Origin of the sequence: Pectobacterium sp. 1950-15 (assembly GCF_037136835.1) — a bacterium.
In the GTDB taxonomy this organism is placed as follows: domain Bacteria; phylum Pseudomonadota; class Gammaproteobacteria; order Enterobacterales; family Enterobacteriaceae; genus Pectobacterium.
Genome location: NZ_JBBBQR010000015.1, coordinates 95232 through 110824, shown reverse-complemented (window position 1 = coordinate 110824; position 15593 = coordinate 95232). Strand labels below are relative to the sequence as shown.

Annotated in this window: 12 protein-coding genes; 2 read left to right on the top strand and 10 right to left on the bottom strand. The window is 53.7% G+C overall.

Annotation, left to right across the window (positions count from 1 at the left end):
- Positions 1 to 29 precede the first annotated feature (29 nt).
- Together gltP and cbl are read right to left on the bottom strand one after the other, a co-directional pair.
- Complete coding sequence (gene gltP / locus WCT94_RS16360; RefSeq protein WP_336870406.1) at positions 30 to 1346, bottom strand: glutamate/aspartate:proton symporter GltP; 1317 nt, start codon at positions 1344 to 1346, stop codon at positions 30 to 32.
- A 494-nt stretch (positions 1347 to 1840) separates the two neighbouring features.
- A complete protein-coding gene (cbl, locus tag WCT94_RS16355; RefSeq protein ID WP_225087518.1) occupies positions 1841 to 2794 on the bottom strand; it encodes an HTH-type transcriptional regulator Cbl in 954 nt (317 codons plus the stop codon).
- A gap of 360 nt (positions 2795 to 3154) precedes the next feature.
- Between cbl and WCT94_RS16350 the strand changes: the two genes are divergently transcribed.
- Complete coding sequence (locus tag WCT94_RS16350) at positions 3155 to 3988, top strand: AraC family transcriptional regulator (protein ID WP_336870405.1); 834 nt, start codon at positions 3155 to 3157, stop codon at positions 3986 to 3988.
- Positions 3989 to 4087: 99 nt separating this feature from the next.
- Positions 4088 to 5083, top strand: coding sequence for a DMT family transporter (locus tag WCT94_RS16345; RefSeq protein ID WP_336870404.1), 996 nt, complete (start codon positions 4088 to 4090; stop codon positions 5081 to 5083).
- 35 nt (positions 5084 to 5118) lie between these two features.
- On the opposite strand, the gene WCT94_RS16340 is transcribed toward WCT94_RS16345, so the two are convergent.
- From WCT94_RS16340 to WCT94_RS16305, 8 genes are all read right to left on the bottom strand, one after another.
- The gene (locus tag WCT94_RS16340; RefSeq protein WP_336870403.1) at positions 5119 to 5616 is read right to left on the bottom strand and encodes a TlpA family protein disulfide reductase; all 498 of its coding nucleotides are present in this window, start codon (positions 5614 to 5616) and stop codon (positions 5119 to 5121) included.
- Positions 5603 to 6319 (bottom strand): ABC transporter ATP-binding protein, encoded by a 717-nt coding sequence (locus WCT94_RS16335; protein ID WP_336870402.1) that lies wholly within the window; start codon positions 6317 to 6319, stop codon positions 5603 to 5605. The genes WCT94_RS16340 and WCT94_RS16335 overlap by 14 nt, the downstream gene beginning before the upstream one ends.
- Positions 6320 to 6323: 4 nt before the next feature.
- Positions 6324 to 7463, bottom strand: a complete 1140-nt coding sequence (locus tag WCT94_RS16330; protein WP_336870401.1) for an ABC transporter permease — start codon at positions 7461 to 7463, stop codon at positions 6324 to 6326.
- Positions 7453 to 8742: an ABC transporter permease gene (locus WCT94_RS16325; protein WP_336870400.1), complete on the bottom strand. Its 1290-nt coding sequence runs from the start codon at positions 8740 to 8742 to the stop codon at positions 7453 to 7455. The genes WCT94_RS16330 and WCT94_RS16325 overlap by 11 nt, the downstream gene beginning before the upstream one ends.
- Positions 8743 to 8744: 2 nt before the next feature.
- On the bottom strand, positions 8745 to 10145 hold the full coding sequence (locus WCT94_RS16320) for a Fe-S-containing protein (RefSeq protein ID WP_336870399.1): 1401 nt from the start codon (positions 10143 to 10145) through the stop codon (positions 8745 to 8747).
- 155 nt (positions 10146 to 10300) lie between these two features.
- The gene (locus tag WCT94_RS16315; RefSeq protein WP_336870398.1) at positions 10301 to 10828 is read right to left on the bottom strand and encodes an iron transporter; all 528 of its coding nucleotides are present in this window, start codon (positions 10826 to 10828) and stop codon (positions 10301 to 10303) included.
- 120 nt (positions 10829 to 10948) lie between these two features.
- On the bottom strand, positions 10949 to 12853 hold the full coding sequence (locus WCT94_RS16310; RefSeq protein WP_336870428.1) for an FTR1 family iron permease: 1905 nt from the start codon (positions 12851 to 12853) through the stop codon (positions 10949 to 10951).
- A gap of 560 nt (positions 12854 to 13413) precedes the next feature.
- A complete protein-coding gene (locus WCT94_RS16305; RefSeq protein ID WP_336870397.1) occupies positions 13414 to 15093 on the bottom strand; it encodes a methyl-accepting chemotaxis protein in 1680 nt (559 codons plus the stop codon).
- Positions 15094 to 15593 lie beyond the last annotated feature (500 nt).

Below are 15593 nucleotides of genomic sequence, written 5' to 3'. Positions count from 1 at the left end.
TGCACCCGTTTCTCTTTTTCTTTTCGGGACTATCCCTGCTGTGCAGGCTGCGTACTGATTCCCTTTATTTCGTGCTCGTAGGCCTGCGCTTTTTTCTCATCAAACTGGTGTTCCCACTTGGCGATGACCAGTACCGCCAGCGCATTTCCAACCACGTTCAGCGCGGTACGCGCCATATCGAGGATACGGTCAACGCCCGCAATGAACGCCAGACCTTCCAGCGGAATACCGACGCTGCCCAACGTAGCCAGCAGCACGACAAATGACACCCCCGGTACGCCGGCAATGCCTTTGGACGTCAACATCAGCGTCAACACCAGCACGATTTCCTGCCCAATCGACAGTTCGATGCCGTACAGCTGCGCGATGAAGATCGCCGCAATACTCTGGTACAACGTCGAGCCATCAAGGTTAAAAGAGTAGCCAGTCGGCACGACGAAGCTGGTAATCGACTTCGGCGCGCCATAGGCTTCCATTTTTTCGATGATACGCGGCAGCACGGTTTCAGAGCTGGCGGTGGAGTACGCGAGAATCAACTCATCTTTCAGAATACGGATCAGCATCGTAATACGCAGCTTACACAACCGAGCGACGATGCCGAGCACCACCAGCGCGAAGAAGAAAATCGCGGCGTAAACCAGCATAACCAGCTTGGCTAACGGCCACAGCGACGCAAAACCGAAGTTGGCCACCGTGACGGAAATCAGCGCAAATACCCCAACCGGTGCGTAGCGCATGATCATGTGGGTCACCTTGAACATCGTTTCCGACACGCCGCGGAAGACGTTCAGCAGCGGGTCACGGTGATCTTTCGGCAACGAAGAGAGCCCCAAACCAAACAGCACGGAGAAGAAAATAATCGGCAGCATTTCACCGTGTGCCATCGCCGCGAAGATATTCGGCGGGATCAGCGACAGCACCGTCCCCACCAGACTGTGCGAACCGCTCTGCACCTGCTCGGTAGTCTTTTGATACTGCGAGATATCCACGGCGGTCAGCGTCGACATGTCAATGCCATGGCCTGGCTGGAAGATGTTCGCCAACGTGATGCCAAGGATAATCGCCACCGTCGTGATGATTTCAAAATAGAGAATGGTTTTGAAGCCGATGCGTCCGAGCTTTTTAGCGTCCCCTACGCCCGCAATCCCGACAATCAATGTAGCGATCACGATCGGAACAACAATCATTTTAATCAGGCGGATAAAGATGTCGCCCGCAGGGCTAAGAATATTGCTGATGAGCCACTGGCGGCTTTCTTGTTGTTCATGCAGCACGGCACCGAGTGCAATACCAAGAACCAACGCGATAAGGATTTGCCAGGCAAGGCTGATTTTTTGTGTTTTCATCGTCATTTTCCGTTTTAAACTCCCCGCCATCACAAACATGGCGCTAGCGCGACTCCGGCGCAATGCGAACCGAAAAAATCAACGTGGAGGTGACTGACTATTGAGAAGGATGTCTGATGGATTATCCCGCCTCTTTCAAGCTGCATACGCACGGTTAAAAACGCGATCGTTTTATTCTGCTGCTCGAATGATTTAGAGTAATTTTTCTATTGTGATACAAAAATCGTTAACATAATTATTCAATAAAAACGCACAACTATTTGTATCACTTAACAAAAATACAGACATAAGTTATTGTTATGACAGGAATGCTACTATTCCAGCACGATCAGATCAAGCAGATTGTCGGCACAATAAACCATATTTATGCTGAATCGAGCCCAGAAAACGGCAGGCATCGCGCTACAAAAAATCGCGGCGAAATCGAAAGGAAAATGTCAGCCCAACCAGAAAAAACGCTGGCTGGGCATCGGGTTAGGAAACGATGCTGTTACTCAGATTTGGTAATCAATCACCGCTTCATCGTTATCCGAGAACACCTTATCTTTAATATCATCCAGCGACAGTTCCGTGTTACACAGCTGAATGAATTTCCAGGCATAGTTACGCTGTAACTGACCCTTTTTTAACCCCAGCCAGACCGTATTCGCTTCAAACAAATGCTCGGCATTTAACCGCACCAACCCGGTATCGCGCGCGGGATCGTATGACATATCGGCCACAATCCCGACGCCAAGCCCCAGCTCAACATAGGTTTTAATCACATCCGAATCCTGCGCGCTCAACGTAATATCCGGTGACATCCCCACCGCCTGAAACGCGCGATCCAAACGCGAGCGACCGGTAATTCCCTGACGATAGGTAATCAGCGGCTCCGCATTGAGCATCTCTAGCGTAATCACCCGCTCCTGCGTCAACGGGTGATCCTCCGGCACAATGACAGAATGGTGCCAGCGATAGTAGGAGAACGCTGCCAGCGAGGGATCGTTAATCAACTGTTCACTGGCAATACCGATATCCGCTTCACCGGAATGGAGCATCGCCACGATCTCATCCGGCGTGCCCTGATTCAGCACCAGACGCACCTGTGGGTACAGAGAACGGAAGGCTTTAATCACCGGCGGCAGGCTGTAACGTGCCTGCGTATGCGTGGTCGCGATCACCAACTGGCCAGTATCGTTATTGGTGAAAACATTCGCCAGCCGCCGGATATTGCTGGCGTCATTCAGAATGCGCTCCGCCACCACCAGCAGCTCTTTTCCCGGTTCGGTCATACCTAACAGACGCTTGCCGCGGCGAATGAAGATTTCAATCCCCAGCTCTTCTTCCAGCTCGCGGATATGGCGGCTCACGCCGGATTGAGAGGTAAACAGCGTATTCGCCACCTCGGTCAGGTTGTAATTGCACCGTGCTGATTCACGAATAATCTTCAGTTGCTGAAAGTTCACCTTTCACTCCCTTGTTCTTTATTACAGATAGCAATATTGATGCAAGTAATGAGAGCCAGAACAAATAAGCAAATGGAGTTGATTATATTTTTTTATACTAACGGTATGTCTGCCGCACAGCCTTACCTAACAAGAAATAGACATAAATTTTAAAATCAAAAAGTTAGACAACGCCACTTTTGCCACACGTGCGCCGTCAATCAACCATTTCGCTATGATTTATGCCTTTCTGATCTATTTATCCCGGCGTTTTTATCCCCTTTTTCAGCATTTCCGTTCACGTTAAATAAGCCACACGACTTCAAGCTGACGTGCTATCGCTGCTATGATGGAAATCAGAATGAGAGACAAGGTGACAACATGCAGGGTGTACCGGAACAGTTTACCGATGAGAGAGACTATGCCCAGTTCCGGCATTTGCCGACGCTGCCCGGCATCGAGCTTTATCACGCGCATATCTGCCGTTATGCCTTTGAACCGCACACGCATGAGGCGTTTGGTATTGGCACCATTGACGACGGCGCAGAGCAATTCCGCTACCGTGGCGCCAAGCATATTGCACCTGTCGATTCACTCGTGTTGATGAACCCTGATGAACTGCACACGGGGGAATCAGCGACGGAAGACGGTTGGCGCTATCGCATGATCTACATCCCGCCCGATGTGCTGGAGAACGTCTCCGGTGAGAAAGGCTGGTGGTTTACCGATGTCGTGCGCCACGATCCCGCAACGGCACGTCAGTTGGCGATGACGCTGGCCGCACTGTGGCAGACAACCGACCCGTTAGCGAGTGAAAGCCTGCTGCTGTCGTTGATTGAACTTTTCCGACCACACGCGCACATCGCACAACGCCAGATGATTGAACCGCTGCACCGCTTTGATGTAGTGAAAGCCTATCTGCGGGAAAACTTCGCTCATCCCGTTACCTTAAAAGATCTGGCGGCGTTGGTGTCCCTGAGCCCGTATCATTTCCTGCGCCAGTTCAAAGCCCAATATCACGTCACGCCGCACCAGATGCTGATGGCAATTCGGCTATATGAGGCGAAACAGATGCTGACGCGCGGTATGGCGGCCGCTCATGTCGCCATCGCCGTCGGGCTAACCGATCAGGCACATCTGACCCGCACCTTCGCTCAGCGCTATGGCGTCACGCCTATTCGCTACCAAAAACAGGTTTATCCGGTTCGGCGCTAACCTCCTCCCTCGGACAATAAACAGCAATATCCTACAATAATTCATCGCCGACTCTCCCTAGACTGGCGCCATGCACTATTGTGAAAAAATGGGTTTATCATGCTGATAGGTGTTTTATTTGCGCTTGCCGCCGGGCTGATGTGGGGGTTGATTTTCGTTGGGCCATTGATCGTACCGGACTACTCTGCGGCCTTGCAGTCTACCGGACGCTATCTGGCCTTTGGGCTGATTGCCTTACCGCTGGCGTGGCTCGACCGCCGTCGTCTGCGCCAGTTAACCCGCCGCGACTGGCTGGAAGCCACGAAGCTCACGATTATCGGCAACCTGCTGTATTACTTCCTGCTCGCCAGCGCCATCCAGCGTACCGGTGCGCCGATCTCGACGATGATTATCGGCACCCTTCCCGTGGTGATTTCCGTTACCGCCAACATGTTATACAGCAAGCATGATGGCCGTGTAGCCTGGCGTCGGCTGCTGCCCTCGCTGCTGCTGATTGCGGCCGGTCTGGTCTGCGTCAACATTGCGGAACTGAAAGGAACGACCATTGAATTCGATTTATGGCGTTATGCCAGCGGCATTGCGATGGCATTTTGCGCGGTCATTTGCTGGACGTGGTATCCGCTGCGCAACGCCCGCTGGCTGCGCGACCACAAAGGCAATACGCCGACCACCTGGGCCACAGCACAAGGGCTGGTCACGCTACCGCTGGCGCTGCTGGGCTATCTGCTGGTGTGCGGCCATCTGGCGCTAACGGATAGCACCTTTACGCAGCCGTTCGGACCACGACCTGAGGTTTTCATCCCACTTATGCTAGCGATTGGGCTGTTTTGTTCGTGGATTGGTACACTGTTTTGGAACGAAGCCAGCCAGCGCCTGCCAACGGTGCTGGTAGGGCCGCTGATTGTGTTTGAAACGCTGGCAGGACTCACCTATGCCTTCATCATCCGGCAATCCTGGCCACCGCTGCTGACGCTTTGCGGCATCAGCTGTCTGATTGTCGGCGTAATCTACGCCATGCGGGTGAAACCGGAGCCTGTCGTTGTGAAAAAATCAACGGTTGTGGAGGTTCAGATTCCGATTTCACGGGCAGAGTAAAGGTACGCCTGACATGCTGTGAAAATAGCCGGCCTTTATGTCCGGCTTGCCAGCTTCTGGAACAGCGCGGTCAGTTGCGCTTCATCTCTTGCGCCCTGATGCTGATCGGTCACCTTGCCGTTGGCATCAATAATAAATGAGGTCGGCGTGCCGCTGACCTGATAACGCTCTTTGGTAATGCCCAGTTGATCGCGCACCACCGGATAGGTCACGTTATGGTGCGCCAGCATTGAGGTGATATCCACGCCGTCAGGATCGGTGTTCACTGCGACCACGACTACTTTATCGCCATACTCCTGGCTCAGCTTTTCCAGCGCGCCCATTTCCACCATGCAGCCGCCGCAGCCCGATGACCAGAAATTCAGGTACACGCTTTTCCCCTGCCAGCGCGACAGGTCCACCTGCTGGCCGGCTAAATCATAGACCGCCAGCGCCGGTGCCTGTGCCCCGACGCTCACCTGTTCTTCCTTGCAGCCGCTCAGCGCCATTGCCCCCAGCAGACAGAGTGCGGTAATCCCGTTACGCCATTTCATGATGATTCACCTCTTCACCGAAATACTTGCCGTGTTGCAGGCGGATAATGCGGTCAGCAAACCGCCCCAGCTCAGGATTGTGCGTCACCATCACGATAGTGCGCCCCTGCCGATGCAGATCTTGCAGCAGATCCAGCACCCGCCGTTCGTTCTCTTCATCCAGATTTCCCGTCGGTTCATCAGCGAAAATCACAGGAGGTTCGTTCACCAACGCACGGGCAATACACACGCGCTGCTGTTCACCACCGGAAAGCTGGCTCGGTAAGTGATTCACGCGATGCGCCAGACCAACCTGATCCAGCACGCGCTGCGCCGCCGCTTCATCGACCACGCTGTGGTAATGCTGCGCCAGCATTACATTCTCCAGCGCGGTCAAAAACGGAATCAGGTGGAACTGCTGAAAGACCAACCCAATCTTATCAGCACGAAACTGACGCCGTCCTTCCTCGTCCAATGCAGCCGCGTCAACGCCATCCAGCAAGACCTGCCCTTCGCTCACCGTATCCAAACAGGTAAGAATATTCATCAGCGTGGTTTTACCCGAGCCGGACGCGCCCATGATGGCGACAAACTCGCCGCGCGCGATGCGGATATTGATGTTCTCCAGCGCGGTAACCTGACCAAAGCGTTTATAGAGCTGGCGAGTTTCAATCACCGCCTCCGCGGTCTGTGCCCTTTCCTGCACGTTCACCTCTACAGACATCGACCTACTCTCCTTTCAAGACTTTGGCCGGTTCAACATAAATCGCCCGCCGGGTAGGAACCACCGCCGCTACCGCAGCAACCAGCAAGGATAGCCCCAGCGTGAGCGGAAACACGGGCAAACGCAGGGAAATCGTCGCGTTGAAGACGGCCAGCCCCAGCACCTGTGCCAGCAGATAACCCAGCAGCGAACCACACACCACGGCCGCCAGCGCGATGATGCCGGTTTCCGCCAACATCTGCCGGATAATGTCTCGCCCGCTCGCGCCCAGCGCTTTCTGTAGCGCAAATTCGCGCGCGCGTTCCCCGACAATCGCCATCAGCGTGGTGTTGACACACAGCGAAGACAGCACCAGGATCACCGCCGATACCAGCCCCATCAGCCCTTTGATTTTATTCAACACCTGGCCTTCCGACGCCGACACTTTCAGGATCGGGCGGATCTCCAGTTGCGGATACTGCTGCTGGAGCTGGGCGGCGAAGCGATCGACCTGTCCCAGATCGTTGCTGACGCTCAGCAGCGCATTACTGATCGCGCCTTCTTTATCCAGCCACTTTTGCGCCAGCTCCAGATTGACGATCAGCATGTTGTCCGTCGCATCGCCGGATTCCACGATGCCTTTGATCTGCAATCGCTGCTTCCCGCCGTCGCCCACCAGCGTGATACTGTCGCCGACGTTAACGTTCAGGCGCTGCGCCAGCTTCACCCCGATCATCGCGTTACGGTCATCGAAGCTCACGCCAATCCAGTTACCGGTGACCTGCCAGTACGGTGCCAACTGCCGCAGCGACTCGAACCACACGCCCATCAGCACCACTTTCTCCAGCTCCGTACGCGCCATGCCGTACAGATAAGGGCTGGATGCATTGATTAACCCAGCCGGTGCGTTGTCGATAATCGGCTGAAACGTACTCTGTGGGATCGTATTACCCCGCGCCGGGCCGATATAAAAATTCGCGCCGAAGGTACGCAGTTCCTGACTCATCTTGGCGTTAATATCGAAATAGACGGCGGACATTGCCGTCACAATCGCCGCCCCAACCATCAGCGCCGCGAACACCACGCTGACGCGCTGCATACGCAACCGCAGCGCGCGGAACACCAGCCGCCAGAACATGCTGTTCATCCAGCTATTAGCGTCCATACAGCACCTCCACCGGGTACAGTCCGGCAATCCGGCGCGCCGGGAACCACGTTCCGATAATGGCAATCAACACCGAGATCACCAGTACGCAGGGAATCACGATCCACGCGAAACTCAACGGTACGCCAAACAGCATCAGGCCAATGGCTTTCGCCAGCCCCCAGCCTGCGACGCAGCCCGCGATTCCGCCGGCCAGCCCGCTCAGTGCCGCTTCGAGATAAAACAGCAGCATGATCTGCCACTGGCGAGCACCCAGCGCTTTCATCAGCCCGATCTCTTTGGCACGCTCCATAATCGTGCTGGTCATCAGCGAGGCAATTCCCATTGCAGAAGCGACCAGTGCCGCGAAGGTCACCACCGCCAGAAGCAGTTGGATCTTGTCGATCACTACCCCTTCCGAAGCGGCGACCTGCCAGATGGGGCGCACCACCGAGCCAGAAATGGCTTCTTCCAACTGGTGTGCAATCGAAGAGACATATGCGGTGCAGTACCAGAGGTCATACTCTTCGGCATTCAGTGCTTCCAGATTTTCCCGCGCCCGCCGCGACAGTTCGTTTTCCGGCACGGTTAACGCCGACACACGAATCGCCTGAATTTTACCAGTCAGCCCCAGCAGCGATTGCACTGTTGCCAGCGGCATGACCAAACGGCTTTCTTCATCACCCCCGCTGCTCAGAATGCCGCTTACCTCTACCGTTGCGTCCCCTTTTGCGCCGTGCAGCGCGAGTTTATCGCCGACTTTCCAGCCCGTTTGCGCCGCCAGCTGTTTTCCCACCAGCGTCTGCGCCACGTTTTCCACCGTCACCGGTTCCTGCGGCCACTGTCCTGCCACCTGCCAGTAAGGGCTAACGGTCATTTGTCCCGTGCGGTAGTCCTCTTCGTCCGGCACGGCGACAGGCTGAGAAAAGAAGGTGCCCAGCACCGCAACCGGCTGCCCGTTGATCTCAACATCACCGCTCAACAGCGGCGCAAACCCGACAATGTTATTGCGCCAGAAGATATCTTTGATGTTCGGCAACTCGGCTTCGTCGAGGAAGTCTTGCCCTTCCAACGGATTACTGCGTTCGCCAAACAACGCAGGCAGCGCCGCTTGCCCTGCTGGCTCAATCAGAATATTCGCCCCGTAGGACTTCAGCTCGCGCGCCATTTTGTCGCCGATGTCGATGGATACCGCCAGCAGCGCGGAGATCAACCCCGCCGCCAAAAACACAGTCAGCACCGCCAGCGATTTACGCCGAATATTTCTGCGCCAGGACTGACGTAACAGTCGCCACAGCATGATTATTCCCCCTCAGCCTGCTCGCCAGTTGCCGCTGCTTTGGCAGTGGCAAATTTCGCGGGACTTTCGCGGAAGCGGTTATAGTTGGCCTCCGACGAGAAGAAGTACGTTTTACCGCCGTAACGATATTTATGCTCCGCGTTCACGTTGGTCAGTTTGGAACCATCAACCGGATCGATGACGTCCATCGATACCACCGTCGAGAAATAGTTCGTGCCTGCCGCCAGTGATGCCCGTCCAATCACCAGTTCATTATCGTCGTTGCTCCACCCTTCAATCGGCACCGGATTACAGCCGCCCGCCTTGCCGATAGAAGGAATGAAAATGTGCACCCCGCAGGCGACACAAATGACCTGATTACCTTCCATCACATAGCCCTGATCGCCGCACAGCAGGCAGGCATCAAACACCACGCCCAGACGCAGGCGATCGGGATAGCGGTTAATGATGAAAAAGCGCACGGCCTTGCCATCATCGGCAATCCATACAAAACGGTGCAGCTTGCCATCACGCACTTGTTCAATCGGAATATGTACTTTGCCATCCGCCGCCAGCGTCACCGGCTGTGCTTCCGACAGACGAGGCGGCTGTGACGCGACCTTGTCCCAATAAAGCTGAGCCAACACTACTACCAGCAGCGCCGTGACTGTCGCCAGCAGCGTACGGCGTACTGTGCGATAACCTGCCGTCGCTTTACGCTTTTCAATCGCTTCATGTTCCGCCAGCATCTGACGACGCGCATGCAGCAGCGGCCAGACCAGCCCCACGGCCAACGCCGCCATGAACAACGTACTGAGGTAATTTAATAAATACGCGCTGTTGGTGACGTGCGCCACGTAGCTCAGGCGCGGCTTGGTGAGCCCCAGCACCTGTAATTTCATCAACAGCAGCAGTAAATTACCGCTGATCGGTAGCAGTAGCAGTGCGACTAACAGCGCAAGAAGCGGCCAGCGTAGTAAACGAATGCGGCGCACGATCATGCCGCACAGTGCGGCACAGAACACCAGCCAGCCAAATGCCAGCACCACGGCGCTGAAATTCAGCAGCAGATCGGTATTCACCACATGGGTCGTCGTCAGCGCGGTCAGATTAGGATCGCTGCCCCAATGCACCGCCGAACCGGCCACCAGCAGCGCCTGCCACAGATAGCCAAGACGCGAGTGGGAAAAACACTGACAGACCAGAAACAGGATCAAGGCAAGCGCCTGAAGCGCCGTAAACCCCAGCAGAAACGCCTGCCCGTTAGGAAAATGTACGCCAATAAACGTACCGGCAAACAGCGCCAGCAGCGTGATCCAGCCAAGCGGCCTGATTGTCGGCGTAGAACGATGGCTCCAGTTCAATCCCAGCAATAGCGCTATCGGCAGGAAGGATTGAAGGGTCGCGATAAAGAAATAACTCATATTCTCGTCATACTTCAAGTTACAGGTGCGTCGGTTGAGTGTGATGTCTGGTGGCACCCGTGCCCTAACCGAAAAATCACCGCCTCTGCGGGCAGCGATAACATCCCCGCAGAGGCGTGAACATGACCGCGACAGAACATCGCGGACAGAAGATCTTATTCTAAGCCGACGTATTTGAAGTCAAAGCTGACATCAAACGGTTTCCACCAGCGGCCTACGCCCGTTTCACCATCGGTGTGACGGTGCATACCGGCTTTTGATGGCGGATCGATGTGATAAGTCACTTTGTAGTTACCCACGCCCATCATTTTGATGTTCGCGCCGTAGTGCGGGCCATCGCTGGCAACCATTGGCATGAAGGTACCTTCCTGCTTGGCACCAGTATCGGTGTTGGTCAGGGTGTAAGCAATGGTCAGGAACGGCATCCATTCACCAGCGCCGAAGCCGTTTTTGTTGCCTTCAGCAGCGTGAATATCGGCTTCCAGATGGATATCCGCCTTCGCAGCAGGCAGGCCCATCCCACGCGGTTCCATGTCGATAGGCTGCAGATAAACAGCAGCAATTTCCATTTCGTTCATGGAAACCGGCTCACCCGCTGGATGTTCTTTAAACGCCAGCGCGGCAGGCGCGGTGAAAATACCGGCAATAACGGCACCCGCGATCAGACTTTTTTGCATATTCATCAAACCCATCCTCATCTCAGTCGTCCCTCTTCGCTTAATTCGCTAAGCGATTGGGGTTGTTATGGTTATTTGCTGCTCTTATTGCTTTCAGTATTAAATTGACGCCGAATACTTTCTTTATCAGACGGCAGACGCCCTGCGCCGCATTACCCACAGGGCAATGAACGCCGCGACAACCAGCACGCCTTGTGGAATCAGCGTTTCCACATAAGGATAAATACCCAACCCGCTGATTTCCGGGACACCGGTCAGCAGCGTCGGCTCAAACAGTTTGCCTTCGATCAGTTCCAACACGCCCTTACCCGCAAACACAAACGCCATCAGGTACATAAAGCAGCCGGTAAACATGAAAAATGGCTTAAGCGGCAGTTTGACAATGGTGTAGCGCATCACGAGATAAGCGATAAGCAGAATCACACAGCCGATGGCAAACCCGGCCAGAATGGAGAGGTGCCCCGCCATGTTGCTGGCATCACCGACCAGCGCGTAATAGAACAGCACCGTTTCCGCGCCTTCGCGGTACACCGCCAGAAAGCTGGTCAGCCACAGGCCGATCATGGAACCGCTGCTCAGCGAATGGGACAGCTTGCCTTCCAGATAGGCCTTCCAGTGTCGCGCCTCAACTTTGGACAACAGCCAGTAGCTCATGAAGAACAGCATCACCACGGCGATCAGCATCGTAATACCTTCCAGCAACTCACGGCTGGCACCGGAATTGGTGAACACAAGTTGGAAGATGACGGCGGTAATCACGCTACACAGCAGCGCGACATAAACCGACTGGCGAATCAGCGGCAGCTTGTCCTGCTGGTTGTTTTTCACCAGATAGGCCACGATTGCCGCCACAATCAGTAAGGCTTCCAGACCTTCGCGCACAATAATCAGCAGGCTGTAGATCAACAGGCTCCAGTGCGTTTCACCGCCGTCGCCCAGCATGGTGACTGCCTTCGCCAGTTCCTGCTGTAACGCCTCGGCCTGCCCCTGCAGCTGTTCCGCAGGCTGTTTGGCGTTCATCAGGCTCACCAGACGAGTGAAATAGCCTTCCAGCGTAGATTTAAACGCCGCATCGCGAGAACCAATTTTGTTCTCCATGCCAGTGGCTTCAAACAGATCGAAATAGGTGTCCTGCACCGCCATGATGGCAGGTTTGACGTGCCCCTGACGGTACTGCGCAATCGCGGCAGCAATGGCCTGATTTATATCATCAGAAATTTTCGCCCAGTTGGCATCCGGTACGGCACCCGTATCGGCGTTCGCGGCAGGCGTTGCCGTCGCCTGCTGGCTATCGCGCGTAGTCGGTAATCCCGGTAAGACATCTTCGATGTCCTGTAACAGCGTGGTTACCCGATAGGCGACGTCTGTCAGTTGGTCGGGCTGGCCGGCTAACGTAATCAGCGCGGAGAATTGTTGATTAATGGAAGCGGCCTGCTGTGCCGAGCGATTTTGTCTGACCGACATCTCCATTTCAGAGTTTTTAAACCCCTGATAGTGAGCCTGCTGCACGCTCTGGCTGGCCTTTTTGTAATCACCGGCCTGATATTCCGTCACGGCCAGCGCGAGCTGGTCATCGATGATTTTAAAACTCTGCTGCCAGTACGGTGCGATATCAGTGTTGTCATAGGCACCGTGCTGCTCCTGTGCAACCAGCTTGTGGCCTTCTGAGAGCACGGGCAGAACGGCATCCAGTTCACCCTTCAGCCATGAAATTTTTGCCTGTACCTCGGCCTGCGGCTTCCCTTCGCCAATCATGCGGCGAATTTCACCGAACGTGGCCTCTAGCTGATAGCTTTTTTGCGCGGAAAGGTTGATGCGGATAGGGCCTTCAAGGTTTTCAAACACCTCGAAATAGGCCATCTGAACTTCAGTGCGGGCATCATCCGGCTTTTGCTGCTCATAGAGCTGAGCCGTTTTATCCAGCCGGGTTTCGATATCCTGAATGAATGAAGCGTAATCGGTCGCGGCAACTGCCACTGAACAACTCAACAGCCAACACAGCAACAGAAGCGTTTTTTGCCAGATAGACATAAGCGTGTAATGAAGCACAAATGATATTTATTCTTATTATCACTTTGAAGCCGCCATCTGTCTTGATTTACGTCACGAAAATATAAGCAATAAAGACTTTAGTGTGTAACAAATAATTTCAAAATGACTTATCGCTCAAAAAAAACCACTTTTCTCTCATACCCCCAGAAAAATACGGTATTTTGATCGCAAAAACGACAAAATCCGCCCACAATAAATAAAGCAATAAACATGCCATAAGTTAATAAAAACCACTCTTACGCTAGAGACTTTCGTCTCAATATGGCATTTCTTTACACTACCACAGTCAGATTTACAGAGAAAAATGCCCTTTTTCCTCTGTAATCCAAGGCATTACCTGCATCACAGTTAACGCGTTTCACCACGACTTTGGGCCGACTGCCACTCGCATTAAGCCACCGTGGTATTCAGACAATAACCAGAGACTAACAAAACCCGACGGACGCCTTTCCGCCCGGCCGTCGCCAGCCTCATGGCTTATCTCGTTTTCACGTCACCCCACATGTGCACGTTCTGTCACACGTTTCTCCCATGTCGAATCAAAATTTTTCCCATCCCCCACTATTACGACTATGTGCTGACAACAGCGGCGTGGTGCTCTGCCTAACCGCGCGAGGAACAGGGGCAGAGACCGCCGGGCGGGAGAAAGACGTTGCCGGATCGCAATCAGAATCCAGATCGAACACATCAACTACGGCGGAAAGTTCGCTGGTTTGTTCATCCAGGCGGGCGGCGGCCTCTGCCGATTGCGTCACCAACGACGCATTCTGCTGCGTGACGCTATCCATTTCGTGCACCGCCTGACTAATCTGCGTAATACCCCGCGTTTGCTCATCCGTTGCTGCCGAAATTTCGCCAATCAACTCATTAACATGCGCAATAGAAGCAATAATTGCCGTCATAGCTTCACCTGATTGTTTCACCAACCCCGCACCGTTTTCCACCCGCGATACGGATTCTGCAATCAGCGATTCAATCTCTTTTGCCGCCTGCGCGCTGCGCTGTGCCAGCGTGCGAACTTCCCCCGCCACCACAGCAAAACCCCGCCCTTGCTCTCCCGCACGCGCCGCTTCAACCGCCGCGTTCAGCGCCAAAATGTTGGTCTGGAACGCGATGCTGTTAATGACCGAGGTGATATCGGAAATTTGTCGGGAACTGGCGCTAATACCATCCATCGTTGTCATCACATTAGTGCTGATATTCCCACCTTTTTCCGCCATGTTGGCCGCGTCCTGCGCCAGCTTACGCGCCTGATGAACGTGCTCGGTGGTTTGCCGTACCGTGGAACTGATCTCTTCCATACTGGCAGCCGTCTGCTGTAATGCCGCCGCCTGCTGCTCCGTACGGCTGGAGAGGTCATCGTTACCATTCTTGATACTCGATGTCCCATTATTGATTTCCGTCGTGCTCTGCCGGATGACCGTTACCGTATCACGCAAACTTTTCTGCAACGTCTTGATATCGGGAATCAGCCGGCCTGCACAGTTCCTGCCAAATTCCGCCAGCTCACAGCCTAAGCGCCCCGCCGTCAACTGTGCCAAATGAGACTTGAGCACTGAAATAGGAATAACCAGATAGTTCCTCAAATAGTATTCAGTGAAAATCAACACGATGAGGCCAATCACCATCACGGCAATTAACGAATTACGGTTTTGGGTATTATGTTCATTCACAGTTGGAATCAATGAGGAAGCGGTAATGCTGTCCGAATAGCGTTTAACGTCTTCGCCAAACGTCAGACTAATCGGCGGATAAACAGAGCGAAATATCTGTCGGAATCCTTCGTAATCATTACGCTGTAGCGCCGCATTCATCGGGTCGAGCGCAGTAGCGATCAGGGTGCTCCACGTCTTTTTTATCGCATCAACCGTTGCCTGATCGACGCCAACGTGCTCTGCTGCCTGGAATTTCTCCAGCGAGTCTTTGGTATTTTTGAGCGCAACCTGTGCCATTTCCAACGTCTTCTTGGCGTTTTCGGGCTCGTTACTCTGCAAATAATACATCGCTCTTTCCATGCGAGTTACAGCGCGAAAATATTGATCGGTTCCATAGACCAGATGGGAATACGTTTTGCGCTGAGTCTCACTTTTATCAAGCAAATTGGTGACCTGATAAAGCGAATAAAGACTGAATCCTGATGCCACTCCCCACGCCACTAGCAGGGAAGCCACTATGACCAGCACCATTATTTTTATGCTGATATTTCTTAGAAATTCCATAATGCACTCCGCGACGTTAACAAATATTTCCCGCCCGCACGCTCTGTCGGAAAAGTATTTACTTTTTACTCATGACGGTGCCGTCCGTTGTCTCGCGCCCTTATCCCACGCGATCTCACAGACGTTCTGGAATTCCCTGATTCATTACCCATCAAATGGGAAGTCACACTAAATGCTAACGAATAGAATATGTTATCTTCCTTGAGATGCCTGTCTCCATGGTTTTAAACGGCCGATAGGCGTCACTACCACAGCCAAATCGGTGGCATGTAGAGTTAATATCGTCAAAAACAGTATAGGCATTAACGGATAAAGAGGAGGAATACGTAGTCACGTTATTTTCCAGACGAATGTCCTATGGAAAAAGGTCGCAGCGCTCAACACGTTAGGCCGGTTTGTCATCGCCCTGAGCATGACCACGATCAGTAAATTAATTTTCTTTATCGGTGATTATCGAAGGTTAAATGACTGCATCAACAGCCTGCCATAGGAATGCAGTT

Excerpts from the sequence above, each read along its gene's own strand:
- WCT94_RS16315 (WP_336870398.1), bottom strand. The coding sequence starts at position 10,828 with ATGAATATGCAAAAAAGTCTGATCGCGGGTGCCGTTATTGCCGGTATT.
- WCT94_RS16340 (WP_336870403.1), bottom strand. The coding sequence starts at position 5,616 with ATGAAATGGCGTAACGGGATTACCGCACTCTGTCTGCTGGGGGCAATG.
- WCT94_RS16345 (WP_336870404.1), top strand. The coding sequence starts at position 4,088 with ATGCTGATAGGTGTTTTATTTGCGCTTGCCGCCGGGCTGATGTGGGGG.
- WCT94_RS16335 (WP_336870402.1), bottom strand. The coding sequence starts at position 6,319 with ATGTCTGTAGAGGTGAACGTGCAGGAAAGGGCACAGACCGCGGAGGCG.
- WCT94_RS16350 (WP_336870405.1), top strand. The coding sequence starts at position 3,155 with ATGCAGGGTGTACCGGAACAGTTTACCGATGAGAGAGACTATGCCCAG.
- WCT94_RS16330 (WP_336870401.1), bottom strand. The coding sequence starts at position 7,463 with ATGGACGCTAATAGCTGGATGAACAGCATGTTCTGGCGGCTGGTGTTC.
- WCT94_RS16325 (WP_336870400.1), bottom strand. The coding sequence starts at position 8,742 with ATGCTGTGGCGACTGTTACGTCAGTCCTGGCGCAGAAATATTCGGCGT.
- WCT94_RS16310 (WP_336870428.1), bottom strand. The coding sequence starts at position 12,853 with ATGTCTATCTGGCAAAAAACGCTTCTGTTGCTGTGTTGGCTGTTGAGT.
- WCT94_RS16320 (WP_336870399.1), bottom strand. The coding sequence starts at position 10,145 with ATGAGTTATTTCTTTATCGCGACCCTTCAATCCTTCCTGCCGATAGCG.
- gltP (WP_336870406.1), bottom strand. The coding sequence starts at position 1,346 with ATGAAAACACAAAAAATCAGCCTTGCCTGGCAAATCCTTATCGCGTTG.
- WCT94_RS16305 (WP_336870397.1), bottom strand. The coding sequence starts at position 15,093 with ATGGAATTTCTAAGAAATATCAGCATAAAAATAATGGTGCTGGTCATA.